At 69.4% G+C, this 12,012-nt stretch carries 11 protein-coding genes; 7 read left to right on the top strand and 4 right to left on the bottom strand.

The genetic code is table 11. From position 1 onward, the window contains the following. Positions 1-7: 7 nt before the first annotated feature. Together IBL26_RS11605 and IBL26_RS11610 are read right to left on the bottom strand one after the other, a co-directional pair. A complete protein-coding gene (locus tag IBL26_RS11605; protein ID WP_187784649.1) occupies positions 8-1,618 on the bottom strand; it encodes an ABC transporter substrate-binding protein in 1,611 nt (536 codons plus the stop codon). A gap of 416 nt (positions 1,619-2,034) precedes the next feature. Continuing rightward, entirely contained in the window at positions 2,035-2,541 is a 507-nt protein-coding gene (locus IBL26_RS11610) for a hypothetical protein (RefSeq protein ID WP_187784650.1), read from the bottom strand. 209 nt (positions 2,542-2,750) lie between these two features. Between IBL26_RS11610 and IBL26_RS11615 the strand changes: the two genes are divergently transcribed. The 7 genes from IBL26_RS11615 (at position 2,751) to IBL26_RS11645 (ending at position 10,433) form a co-directional block, all read left to right on the top strand. Beyond that, positions 2,751-3,956 carry an aspartate aminotransferase family protein gene (locus IBL26_RS11615; protein ID WP_187784651.1) on the top strand — a complete coding sequence of 402 codons (1,206 nt, stop codon included), beginning with the start codon at positions 2,751-2,753 and terminating at the stop codon, positions 3,954-3,956. 17 nt (positions 3,957-3,973) lie between these two features. After that, complete coding sequence (argF, locus tag IBL26_RS11620) at positions 3,974-4,909, top strand: ornithine carbamoyltransferase (protein ID WP_187784709.1); 936 nt, start codon at positions 3,974-3,976, stop codon at positions 4,907-4,909. A 79-nt stretch (positions 4,910-4,988) separates the two neighbouring features. After that, on the top strand, positions 4,989-6,227 hold the full coding sequence (locus IBL26_RS11625) for an alpha-hydroxy acid oxidase (protein ID WP_187784652.1): 1,239 nt from the start codon (positions 4,989-4,991) through the stop codon (positions 6,225-6,227). Positions 6,228-6,285: 58 nt separating this feature from the next. Next, positions 6,286-7,470, top strand: a complete 1,185-nt coding sequence (ubiM, locus tag IBL26_RS11630; protein WP_187784653.1) for a 5-demethoxyubiquinol-8 5-hydroxylase UbiM — start codon at positions 6,286-6,288, stop codon at positions 7,468-7,470. A gap of 562 nt (positions 7,471-8,032) precedes the next feature. Next, positions 8,033-8,995 carry an Hsp33 family molecular chaperone HslO gene (gene hslO, locus IBL26_RS11635; protein WP_367615416.1) on the top strand — a complete coding sequence of 321 codons (963 nt, stop codon included), beginning with the start codon at positions 8,033-8,035 and terminating at the stop codon, positions 8,993-8,995. Between the two features lie 389 nt (positions 8,996-9,384). Continuing rightward, entirely contained in the window at positions 9,385-10,032 is a 648-nt protein-coding gene (locus tag IBL26_RS11640; RefSeq protein ID WP_187784654.1) for a TolC family protein, read from the top strand. Between the two features lie 11 nt (positions 10,033-10,043). Continuing rightward, entirely contained in the window at positions 10,044-10,433 is a 390-nt protein-coding gene (locus IBL26_RS11645; protein WP_187784655.1) for a RidA family protein, read from the top strand. A 413-nt stretch (positions 10,434-10,846) separates the two neighbouring features. On the opposite strand, the gene folE is transcribed toward IBL26_RS11645, so the two are convergent. Both folE and apaG read right to left on the bottom strand, forming a co-directional pair. Further along, positions 10,847-11,485, bottom strand: coding sequence for a GTP cyclohydrolase I FolE (gene folE / locus IBL26_RS11650; protein ID WP_187784656.1), 639 nt, complete (start codon positions 11,483-11,485; stop codon positions 10,847-10,849). Positions 11,486-11,597: 112 nt separating this feature from the next. Further along, positions 11,598-12,008 carry a Co2+/Mg2+ efflux protein ApaG gene (apaG, locus tag IBL26_RS11655; protein WP_187784657.1) on the bottom strand — a complete coding sequence of 137 codons (411 nt, stop codon included), beginning with the start codon at positions 12,006-12,008 and terminating at the stop codon, positions 11,598-11,600. Positions 12,009-12,012: the final 4 nt, after the last annotated feature.

Consider the following 12,012-nt stretch of genomic DNA (forward strand, 5'->3'; position numbering starts at 1 on the left):
TATCGCCTCAGGACGGCAGCAGCCAGGTGTCGTGGAAGTCGCCCGAATCCCAGCGCGGCGAGGAGTGGTGGTTCTGCACCTTCTTGCTGGTGACGGCGTAGAAGGGCCGTTCGGTCAGCATCGCCACCGGGATTTCCTCGTTCACCGCCTTGACCCAGTCGGCATAGAGCGCCTTGCGCTTGACCGGGTCGATCTCGCTGGCGGCGTCGTCGATCAGCTTGTCCACCGCATCGGACTGCCAGCCATACTGGTTGGTCCAGGGCGCGCCCTTCGGGCTGCCGGAGCGGTACCAGACGGTGGTGGAGACCGCCGGGTCGCCACGATACTGGTGCCAGCCGGTGGCGATGTCGAAGTTCCAGTCCCGGTACACCGCCGTCAGCGCGCCGGCGATGTCGAGCTGCACGATCTCCACCCGCACGCCGATCTGCTGCAGCGACTGCTGGATGTAGGTGGCCAGCAGCGGCACGTCCTCGCCATTCATGATGGGGACGATGCGCAGGCTGAAGCGGATGCCGCCGGCGCCGCGCTTGTAGCCGGCCTCGTCCAGCAGCGCCTCGGCCTTCGCCTTATCGTAGGGATAGGGCACGGGGTTGTTGGGGAAGAAGTCGGTGGAGCTGGACGGGATGGGCCCGGTGGCCGGCTTGCCAAGGCCGTAGAGGAAGTTCTCCAGGAAGAAGGGCACGTCGATGGCGTGCACCAGGGCCCGGCGCACCCGCACGTCGGCCAGTTCCTTGCGGCGCGTGTTGAACTCCAGCGTGTTGTTGAACACGTTGGCTTCCACGCCGCGACTGGAGACCTCGAACCGGTTGTCGGTCTTGAGGCGGTCCAGGTCCGCCAGCGGCAGGCCGTTATAGGCGGAGAGCTGGATGGCCCCCGTCTCCATCGCCGCCGTGGCGGCGGAGCGGTCGGTGATGATGCGCCAGACGATGCGGTCCAGGTACGGGAAGCCTTCGCGCCAATAGTCCGGGTTGCGCTCGGCGATGATGTACTGGCCGCGCTGGTATTCGACGAACTTGAACGGCCCGGTGCCGATCGGCGCCGTGTTGGCCGGGTTCTCCAGCACGTTGCCGGTCTCGAACACATGCTTCGGCACGATGTAGCCGAGGTCGCATAGCGCGCGCAGCAGCAGGTTCAGCGGCATCGGGCGGGAGTAGCGGAACACCGCCGTATGGGCGTCCGGCGTTTCCACGGCATCCAGGTACAATTGCAGCGTGGTGCCGTAGTTCAGGTGCTTCTTCCACTGCTCCATCGCGGAATAGGCGACGTCGGCCGAGGTGAAGGGCTTGCCGTCATGCCACTTCACCCCCTCGCGCAGCTTGAAGGTGATGGTCTTGCCGTCCTCGCTGGCATCCCAGGAGGTGGCGAGGACGCCTTCCGGCCGGCCGCTGGTGCCGAGGTCCACCAGCGGCTCGATGATCTTGCTGGTGATGATGTAGACGCCGGTTGAGGCGCGCAGCGCGGGGTTCAGGATGCGCTGCTCGGAGCCCAGATGCACGGTCAGCACGCCGCCACGGCGGGGTGCGGCGGCGGCCTGGGCCAGGGCGGACGATACGGGCGCGGTGCCCGCCAACATCAGTCCGGCCCCGGACAGCAGGGCCGCGCGGCGTGTCATGGTCATCGGGCAGGTTCCTTCGCAACTGCGAACGACAAAGAGCGAAAGTGAGATTCTGTCAATGCCTAGCAGAAAATGTAGAATTATCTGCTTCCGTTGACGGCGATGGTGCCGCGTTTCGGTGGGCCCGTCCATCATTGCAGCGCAACAACCGTAGCGATGGGGAGGGGCGCCGGGCCGGCCGCCAGCGTAGCATCCAGACTCGAGCATGGCCGGCGCCTGGAGGGCTACCCGCCCACATGGGTTACCGCCGGGCGATCAGCTCGAGATCATCCGCTTCCACTACGCGGCGTGGCCGGAGGCCGAGGCTCTCCGGCCATCAAGGCTGGGGTTCCGCCCGCTACGGGGCGACGGACCCGTCGGCATGTGGCTGGCACCGGGGCGGAGGACGGGAGGACCCATCCCCCGACCCCAAGCCGGCGTCAGCGCGGCGTGGTGGAGGGCGCAGTGCCCGTCTGGCCTTCCGTCGCCCGGCCCATCGAGGACCCGGTGGGGGCAGAGGGCGCGGTATCCGGCGCGCGGGTGTTGGCGCCCGGCGTGTCGTTGCGCGGCGCCTGCGTCACCGGGGCGTTGTTGCCGGGGGTGCTGGTCACCGGGGCATTGGGGTCGGCGTCGCCGGTCGCGCGGTCCATCGCCCGGCCGGCGGCGGTGCCCGGCGGGTTGTTGGCGCTGTTGCCGTCGGAGTTCTGCGGATAGGCGCCGGAGGTGTTGGTGCCCAGCGTACGGTCCAGCAGGCGGGTGGCGGCGGTGCCGGGCGGGTTGTTCGGGTCGGTGCCCGGGGCGGTCGGCGTCGCGGGCGTAGCGGGCGCGGTGGTACCAGGGGTCGTGCCGGGGCTGGTGCCGCCGCTCTGGCCGGTCATCTGCGCCTGCGCGGCGCTGCCGAGCCCGATCAGGGCGACGGTGGCCAAGGCGATCGTGGAAGTCCGCATGCTGGTGTCTCCGTAGGTCCTGGCTGACGATCCGGGCTGGTTTTTGCTGCCCATGCCAGACAAACGCACCGTCCGCGGACCCGGTTGCCCGCCGGATGGCCCGGCGAGGTTGCCGTGGCGGCCGGATTGCGGCAGCATCGCCGGCTGCCGTGGACAAGATAGCGGGCGATGGTCGCCCGGCCCCCACGGGACTGCGGAGAAGTAACAGCGTGATCCCCGCCCTGATGCCGACCTACAACCGCGCAGACCTCGCCTTCGAGCGGGGCGAAGGCGCCTGGCTGTGGACGAGCGACGGGCGACGATTCCTGGATTTCGGCTCCGGCATCGCCACCACCTCCATCGGCCACGCGCATCCGCACCTCGTGCGGACCATCGCCGAGCAGGCGGCCAAGGTGATGCACACCTCCAATCTGTACCGCGTGCCGCAGGCCGAGCGCCTGGCGCAGCGGCTGGTGGAGTCCTCCTTCGCCGACAGCGTCTTCTTCGCCAATTCCGGCGCGGAGGCCAATGAAGGCATGGTCAAGGCGGTGCGGAAGTACCACGCCGAGAATGGCCACCCGGAGAAGTTCCACACCATCTGCTTCGAGGGCGCCTTCCACGGCCGCACCCTGGCGATGATCTCGGCCACCGGCAACGCCAAGTACCTGGAGGGCTTCGGCCCGCCGGTGCAGGGCTTCCAGCATGTGCCCTTCGGCAACATGAACGCGGTGCGCGACGCCATCGGCCCGAATACCGGCTCGATCATGATCGAGCCGATCCAGGGCGAGGGCGGCGTGCGCCCGGCCGATCTGCGCTTCCTGCGTGAGCTGCGCGCCGTCTGCGACGAGTTCGGCCTGCTGCTGGCGCTGGACGAGGTGCAGACCGGCATGGGGCGTTCCGGCAAGCTCTGGGCCCACCAGTGGGCCGGGATCGAGCCGGACATCATGTCCTCGGCCAAGGGTATCGGCGGCGGCTTCCCGCTGGGCGCCGTGCTGGCGAAGGAGAAGGTGGCGAAGTACCTGAAGCCCGGCACGCACGGCACCACCTATGGCGGCAACCCGCTGGCGTGCTCGGCCGGCAACGCGGTGCTGGACGTCATCCTGGCCGATGGCTTCCTGGACAACGTGGACGCCACCGCCCGCTACCTGTGGGAGCAGCTGACCGCCCTGGTCGGCCGCCACCCGACGGTGCTGACGGGGCTGCGCGGTGCCGGCCTGCTGGTCGGCCTGCAATGCGCGGATGGCGTGACCAACACCGACATGCAGGGCGCCGCGGTGGATGAAGGCCTGCTGACGGTGGCGGCCGGCCAGAACGTGCTGCGCGTGGCGCCGCCGCTGATCATCACCCGCGCGCATGTGGACGAAGCCGTGGCGGCGCTGGACCGCGCCTTCACCAAGGCCGCGTCCGCGCTGCGGGAGAAGGCAGCCGCAAAGTGAGCGCCGTGCTGAAGTCAATGACGGGGGGGGCGGCGCAAGCCGCCCCTCGCCACTTTCTGGAGCTGTCGGATTTCGACGCGGCCACCTTGCGGCAGATGCTGGACCTGGCGGCCGACACCAAGCGCGGCGCGGTGGCGGACAAGCCGCTGGCCGGCAAGACCATCGCGCTGATCTTCGAGAAGCCCTCCACCCGCACCCGCGTCTCCTTCGAGGTGGGCATCCACCAGCTTGGCGGCCATGCCATCGTGCTCTCCTCCAAGGACATGCAGCTGGGGCGTGGCGAGTCGGCGGCGGACACGGCCAAGGTGCTGTCCCGCTACGTCGATGCCATCATGCTGCGCACGGACAGCGTGGCCAAGCTGCGGGAGCTGGCGGAGCACGCCACGGTGCCGGTGATCAACGGCCTCACCGACGTGTCCCACCCCTGCCAGCTGATGGCCGATGTGCTGACCTTCGAGGAGCATCGCGGCCCCGTCGCCGGCCAGACCATCGCCTGGGTGGGGGATGGCAACAACGTCGCCCAGAGCTTCATCCAGGCCGCCGCGCGCTTCGGCTTCACGCTTCGCCTGGCGACGCCGCCGGAACTGGCGCCGCCGGCCCAGCTGGTGGATTGGGCCCGGCGCGAAGGCGCGACCATCGAGCTGACCTCCGACCCCGTTGCCGCCGTGCGCGGCGCGCGCTGCGTCGTCACCGACACCTGGGTCAGCATGTCGGACGAGAAGGAAGGCGGGCCGACGGCGCGCCACAACATGCTCGCCCCCTACCAGCTGAACGCGGCGCTGCTGCAGCACGCGGCGGCGGATGCGATCGTCATGCACTGCCTGCCGGCGCATCGCGGCGAGGAGATCACCGCCGAGGTGATCGACGGCCCGCAGAGCGTGGTGTTCGACGAGGCCGAGAACCGGCTGCATGCCCAGAAGGGCGTGCTGCTCTGGGCCCTCGGCGCCGGCTGAGCGGCCCCGGGATGCCGCTGCCTGCCCTGGCCAGCCTGTGCCCTGCCGGCATGATGCCGGCGGGGCGGGCGCACCACCGATGAGCGACCCGGCCTTCACGCCGGCGCCGCCGCAGCGCCCGCCACGCCGCATGCGGCGGATCTTCGCGCTGGAGGATCTGGAGGACGCGGCGCGGCGGCTGCTGCCACGGCCGATCTTCGGCTATGTCGCCGGCGCCTCCGAAACCAATGCCACCCTCGCGGATAACCGCCGCGTCTTCGACGAGATCCAGTTCCTGCCGCGCATGCTGGTCGGCGTGACCGGGCGGCGGCTGGATTGCGAGGTGATGGGGCAGCGCCATGCCATGCCCTTCGGCATCGCCCCGATGGGGGTGAGCGCGTTGACCGGCTATCGGGGCGACCTGTCGCTGGCGCGCGCGGCGCAGCGGGCCGGCATTCCCATGATCATCAGCGCCGCCTCCCTCATCCGGTTGGAAGACGTGGCCGAGGTGGCGCCGGGCGCGTGGTACCAGGCCTATCTCTCCGGCGACCAGGCGGAGGCGGTGGCGATGGTGGACCGCGTAGAGCGAGCCGGCATCGGCACCTTCGTCATCACCGCCGACAGCGCCGTGGTGCCCAGCCGGGAGAACAACCTGCGCACCGGCTACCGCACCCCCATCCGCCCGGATGCGGCGCTGCTGTGGCATGGCATGACGCATCCGTCCTGGTCGCTCGGCACCTTCCTGCGGACCTTCCTGCGGCACGGGAACCCGCATTTCGAGAATGCGGGGCCCGGGCGCGGGGCGCCGCTGCTCTCCCGCCAGGCCGTGCGCGACTTCTCGGGGCGGGAGAGCCTGGACTGGGCGGTGGTGCGCACCGTCCGCGCCCGCTGGCGCGGCAAGCTGGTCATCAAGGGCCTGCTGCACCCGGCCGACGTCGCGATGGCGCGGGAGGCCGGGGCGGATGGCGTCATCCTCTCCAACCATGGCGGGCGGCAGCTGGATGGCGCGGTATCGCCGCTGCGGGTGCTGCCCGCCGCGCTGGCGCAGGCCGGCGGCATGGACATCATGATCGACAGCGGCTTCCGCCGGGGGACCGATATCCTCAAGGCGCTCGGCCTCGGCGCGCGGTTCGTGTTCGTCGGGCGGCCCTTCAACTACGCCTCCGCGCTGGCGGGGGAAGCCGGCGTGGACCACGCGATCGCGCTGCTGCGGACGCAGCTGGTCGCCGATCTCGGCATGCTCGGCCTGCTGGACCTGAAGGGCATGACGAAGGACCTGCTGTTCCTGGACGGCTTCCGCGCCGTGCCGCCGCAACGGACAGCACCCCCGCCTGGGTGACAGAGTGGCCCCCCGCGCCTATGTGCAGGCCAGTCCGAAACGACGGGGGCCACAGGCCATGCAGTTCGATGTCGCGATCGTGGGCGGGGGGCCGGTGGGCCTGGCCTTCGCGGGTTCGCTTTCCCGCACGGGGCTGTCCGTCGCCGTGGTGGAACCGCAGGAGGAAGCCGCCCTCGCCGCCCCTGGCTTCGACGGGCGGGAAATCGCGCTGACGCATCGGTCGCAGGACATCATGCGGGCGCTGGGCGCGTGGGCGCACATTCCCGCCGGCGTGCCCTCCGCCCTGCGGGAGGCACGGGTGCTCAATGGCGGCTCCCCCTACGCGCTGCGCTTCGATACCGCCGGGCGCAAGGCGGCCGAGCTGGGGCAGTTGGTGCCCAACCACATCATCCGCCAGGCGCTGTACCAGGCCCTCAAGGCCGCCCCGGGCCGCACCGAGCTGCTGACGGGCCGCAAGGCTGTGGCGCTGTGGACCGACGTGGACGGCGCCCGCCTTGGCCTCTCGGACGGGACGGAGATCCAGGCGAAGCTGGTGGTCGCCGCCGACAGCCGCTTCTCCAACCTGCGCCGTCTGGCCGGGATCGAGGCGGAGACGCTGGATTTCGGCAAGGCGATGCTCGTCGCCCGGATGCGCCACACCCTGCCGCACCAGCACATCGCCACCGAGTGGTTCGACTACGGCCAGACCATGGCCATGCTGCCGCTGAATGGCGAGGTGTCCTCCGCCGTGCTGACGCTGCCGCCGGACGAGATCGACCGGATGCGGCAGATGGACGGCGCCGCCTTCGGGGCCGAGATCACCCGCCGCTACCACGGCCGCCTGGGGCCGATGGAGCTGATCAGCACCCGGCACACCTATCCGCTGATCGCGGTCTATGCCCGCCGCTTCGCCGGGCAGCGGGTGGCACTGCTGGGCGATGCCGCCGTGGGCATGCACCCCGTGACGGCGCATGGTTTTAATTTTGGCCTGCATGGGCAAGACATCCTGGCCCACCGCATCCGCGCCGCGCTGGCGGATGGGCGTGACTTCGCCGCCGGCCCGGTGCTGCGCGGCTACGAGGCCGAGCACCGCCAGGCGACGCGCGGCCTGTACCTGGCCACCAACGCCACCGCCCTGCTCTATACCAGCGACAAGCTGCCAGCGCGGCTGCTGCGCGGTGCCGCGCTGCGGCTGGGCAACCACCTGCGGCCGGTACGCGGCGCGATCGTCAACCGGCTGATGGATGCCGAGGCGCGGGCCTGAGCGGCGACGTTGGCTTGTTGGGTGGGATCGAGGGGGCGCTGCCCCCTCGAGCTCCCCTGGCAGGGGGTACGATCCCCTGTACCCGCGATTCTTTGGGAGGGCGGCGGTGCCAGACCGCGCTCCTTTTAAAAATATGATTTAAATCAATGCATTAACTGACGGTCGCGGCCCTCGGTGGCTAAGGAACGGGTTTCCAAATGTCTCACGCCTTGGCGGGGAGAGGGTGAGAGGGGCAGAGCCACTCGCGCGGCCAACGCCGCCAGGCGCACACCAAACACCACAGAAAAAAGATGGGGGTCTGGGGGAATTCCTTCCCCCAGCCTTCTCTCCGCCCCACCACCCGCGCCCCCGGCAGGGAAGCCATCCACCCCTGCATTGTCGCAAGGTGTCGCAACGGCGCTGCATCCACACTATCTAGGGCGAGACACAGCGCGGGTGCTTCCCCCCGCGGCCTTCGGGCGTGGCAGGCGCCGCGCCACCCCAACCACCGGCCGAGACCACCCCTGGGACCCATCTGGCCCCGCGCGGCGCGTTTCCGGCCCCGAGCATTCGCAGGGCTTCCGTGACCGATCCGACGCTTCCCAACGCCCCCCATGACGACGACCGCAGCCCTGCCCCCAACGTGACGGTGGCCGAGGCCGTGCAGCCCTTCCACCTCTGGGACAAGCCGGTGCGCGGCCGCCTGGTGCGGCTGGGCGTGCTGGCGGATGTGCTGCTTTCCCGCCACGACAACCCGGATGTGGTGAAGAAGCTGACCGGCCAGGCGCTGGCGCTGACGGCCGGGCTGGCGACCGCGTTGAAGTACCAGGGCAGCTTCAGCCTGCAGGCCAAGGGCGACGGCGCCGTGCCGATGCTGCTGGCCGACTGCACCGATGCCGGCACGCTGCGTGGCTATGCCCGCGCCGACAACGACCGGCTGGCCCTGCTGAACGGCGCAGACGCCGAGGCGGGCGCACTGCTGGGCAATGGCTACCTGGCCTTCACCTGCGACCAGGGGCCGGAGATGGAGCGCTACCAGGGCATCGTCTCTCTGGAAGGCGAGACCCTGGCGGAGATGACCGGCCACTACTTCCAGACCTCTGAGCAGTTCGCCAGCCGCGTCTGGCTGGCTGCCGGCAAGGGCGAGGAAGGCTGGCGCGGCACCGCGCTGATCCTGGAGCGCGTCGCCGGCGAGGGGGGCATCGACCCGGAGATGGACGACGAGACGCAGGACGACGCGTGGGACACCGCCATCGCCCTGGCCTCCACCGTGAAGGAGGAGGAGTTGCTGGATGACAGCTTGGCCTCCGGCCAGTTGCTGCACCGGTTGTTCCATGCCGAGGGGCTGGCGCTGGGGCAGCCGCGGCCGCTCTCCTACGGCTGCCGCTGCTCCCGCGCCCGGCTGAGCTCGGTGCTGGAAGGGTTCAGCGAGGAGGATCTGGACGAGATGACTCAGGCGGGCGAGATCTCCATGACCTGCGAGTTCTGCAACACCACCTTCCGCTTCGCACGGAGCGAGGTGGGAGCCGCATCCCGTCAGGGCTGAGCGGCCAGATGGGATGAGAGGGGCGCTGCCCCTCTCACACTCTCCCCGCCAAAGGCCTGAGGCCTTTGGAAACCCGTTTGTTCGGTTGGTACGGCGGAGAGTGTGCTTTTCTAATCTACTATTATAAATGGTTTTTCTGGCATCTTTTTGAGGATGGCATCCTTTTGAGTAAGGAGTGCGCCTGACTGACCGCGGGTGCAGGGGATCGTATCCCCTGCCGGGGGAGTTCGAGGGGGCAGAGCCCTCTCGATCCACGGCCTCCAGCCATGCAGCCACCATCACCTGCGGGCCCTCCATCTCAGGCCCGACCTGCCCCCAGCCGGATCAGGATTGCCGCTTCCGCCGGCAGCGATCATGATCCGCAGCCTTTCACGGGGGAGAAATACCGGATGATGCCGACGATCACGCGCCGCCGGGTGGCGCTGTTGCTGCCCCTGCTGGCCGCCGCTTGCGCCACCAGCGAGACCGCGCCGCCCCTGCCCCCTGCCCCCGGCTATGGCTACCTGACGCCGCTGCGCCTCAACGTGCTGGATATCGAGGTGGCCGAGCCCGTGCCCGGGCCGGCCTTCCGTACCGACCTGCCGGCCCCGCTTTCCCCAGTGGCGCAAGCGGTGCGGATGGGGCGGGAGAGGCTGGTGCCGGTGGGCACGGTCGGCCGCGCGCGCTTCATCGTCGATGCCGCGACGCTGACGCGGGAACAGGCAACGGCCGGTGGCCTGTTCGCCCAGCAGTCAGACCGTTTCAACGTGATGATCCATGTGCGGATCGAAATCCTCAACGGCGAAGGCACCCGCGTGGCCTTTACCGAGGCGGAGGTGCGCCGCAACGCCACCGTCATCGTCGAAGGCCCGGCCAGCCAGGCGCGGGCGGCCGACCAGATCGTGCGGCAGGCGATGGACGACCTGAATGTGGAGCTGGAGTTCCAGATCCGCCGCAACCTGCGCGACTGGATCATGACCGGCGACCCCGGCGTGGTGCCGCCGACGGCGGTGCAGCAGGAAAGCCTGGGCGCCACTACGCCGCTGCCCCGGCCCTAAGGGACATCGGCATGAGCAAGGTCACCTTCAGCAACCCGCCCAGCCTGCCGGCGCCGGCGGGCTTCTATTCGCAGACTGCCCTGGTCGAGGGGCCAGGCCGGCGGCTGATCATCGCCGGGCAGATTGGCGTGGCGCCGGATGGCACGGTGGCGGCCGACGGGCCGGCGCAGATGCGGCAGGCCCTGGCCAATCTGGGCGCTGCGCTCGCCGCGCACGGCATGGGGCCGGACAAGGTGGTGCGCGTGCTGGTGCTGCTGACCGACCGCGCCCTTCTGGGCGAGTGGCGGCAGGCGCGCACGGCCTTCTTCGGCGACCACCAACCCACCAGCACGCTGCTGGTCGCGGCCGGGCTGGCGGACCCGCGCTTCGTCGTGGAGGTCGAGGCGGAGGCGGTGGACTAAGGGCGGGGCGCTGACCGCCGAGCCACTGGCATCCTGGCCTTCCCTGGCGACGGGCCGACTGAAAGGCGTGGAGGAAGGCCGGGGAAGGAATTCCCCGGACCCCTTCTTTTCTTTTTTCGAGTTTTCCGGGCGTGGCGGCTGAGGGCGCGGTCTTGGGAGACGGCTGGGTGCGCCGGAGGTCCTGGACCTCAGGCGCCTGACGGTTCAGCCCGAGCGGGCCATTCTTAAAATCATCAAGCAGCGTCGGCTCACGCCCGTGAAGCGTAACGCTAAACGCGCAGAAAAAGTCGAATCAAACCGATAGGTTTGATGGGGAATTCCTTCCCCGGCCTTTCTCCGCTTCAGCCTTAAAGGGCCAAGCAGGGCTACCGGACGGCAACGGTCCGGGGGGGAGGTCCCCTCCGGAACGTGGTTCAGCCCTCGAAGCCGCCGGCGCGCGGAGCGCCCAGCAGTGCCATGAATTCGCGGCGGGTGTCGGAGTTGTCGCGGAACGCGCCGAGCATGCGGCTGGTGATCATGGCCACGCCCGGCTTGTGCACGCCGCGCGTCGTCATGCACTGGTGAGCGGCCTCGATCACCACGGCCACGCCCTTAGGCTTCAGCACGTCCTGGATGGTGTTGGCGATCTGCGCCGTCAGCTTTTCCTGGATCTGCAGGCGCTTGGAGAACAGCTCCATCACCCGCGCCAGCTTGCTGATGCCGACAACGCGGCCTTCCGGCAGGTAGGCGATATGCGCGCGGCCGATGATCGGCACCATGTGGTGCTCGCAATGGCTCTCCAGGCGGATGTCGCGCAGGACCACCATCTCGTCATAGCCGTCCGTCTCCTCGAAGGAGCGGGCGAGCATGTCGGCGGGGTCTTCGTCGTAGCCGCAGAAGAACTCGCTGTAGGAGCGCACGACGCGGGAGGGCGTGTCGATCAGCCCTTCGCGGTCGGGATTGTCGCCGGCCCACATCAGCAGCGTGCGGACAGCGGCCTCGGCCTCCTCCCGCGTCGGCTTGGTCCGGGTTGCGTCGGCGGCTTTTGCCGCGGCCGGCGTCTGAATGTTCACTGCCAATGCTTCCGTGCGAAGGCCGGTCTATGCCGGGTTGGGTTCCAGGTCGGCGGAGCGGACGACTGTGTCATCCGTTCGGCGGAGCGGACAATTCCGCGATTCGTTGCGCTTAGTGAACTGCGCCGCCCTGGTAGGGACTGTCCAGGCTAAAAGCGGGAATGGCAACGTCGAAGGTCTCGCCGCTGTCCCGTTCGATCATGTGGTAGGTGCCGCGCATGAAGCCGGAGGGCGTGGAGAGCGGCGTGCCGGAGGTGTATTCGAAATCCTCGCCCGCTTCCAGCACAGGTTGCTCGCCAACCACGCCGGGGCCATGCACCTGCTGCGTACGTCCCAGACCGTCGGTGATGAGCCAGCTGCGCTTGAGCAACTGCACAGTGCGGGTGCCGAGGTTTTCGATCGTGACCCGGTAGGCCCAGACGAAATGGGACTCTTCCGGCTTCGACTGGTCCTCCAGGTAGAAGGCCCGGACGGAGACCCGCACATCCCGCGTGACGGCGGTGAACAATGGCGGTTCGGTCATGCAC

Source organism: Teichococcus aerophilus (assembly GCF_014490485.1).
Lineage (GTDB): Bacteria > Pseudomonadota > Alphaproteobacteria > Acetobacterales > Acetobacteraceae > Pseudoroseomonas > Pseudoroseomonas aerophila.

Coding starts and splice junctions, on each gene's coding strand:
- IBL26_RS11605 (WP_187784649.1), bottom strand. CDS start 1,618: ATGACCATGACACGCCGCGCGGCCCTGCTGTCCGGGGCCGGACTGATG.
- IBL26_RS11610 (WP_187784650.1), bottom strand. CDS start 2,541: ATGCGGACTTCCACGATCGCCTTGGCCACCGTCGCCCTGATCGGGCTC.
- argF (WP_187784709.1), top strand. CDS start 3,974: ATGACGGGGGGGGCGGCGCAAGCCGCCCCTCGCCACTTTCTGGAGCTG.
- IBL26_RS11625 (WP_187784652.1), top strand. CDS start 4,989: ATGAGCGACCCGGCCTTCACGCCGGCGCCGCCGCAGCGCCCGCCACGC.
- ubiM (WP_187784653.1), top strand. CDS start 6,286: ATGCAGTTCGATGTCGCGATCGTGGGCGGGGGGCCGGTGGGCCTGGCC.
- IBL26_RS11640 (WP_187784654.1), top strand. CDS start 9,385: ATGATGCCGACGATCACGCGCCGCCGGGTGGCGCTGTTGCTGCCCCTG.
- IBL26_RS11645 (WP_187784655.1), top strand. CDS start 10,044: ATGAGCAAGGTCACCTTCAGCAACCCGCCCAGCCTGCCGGCGCCGGCG.
- apaG (WP_187784657.1), bottom strand. CDS start 12,008: ATGACCGAACCGCCATTGTTCACCGCCGTCACGCGGGATGTGCGGGTC.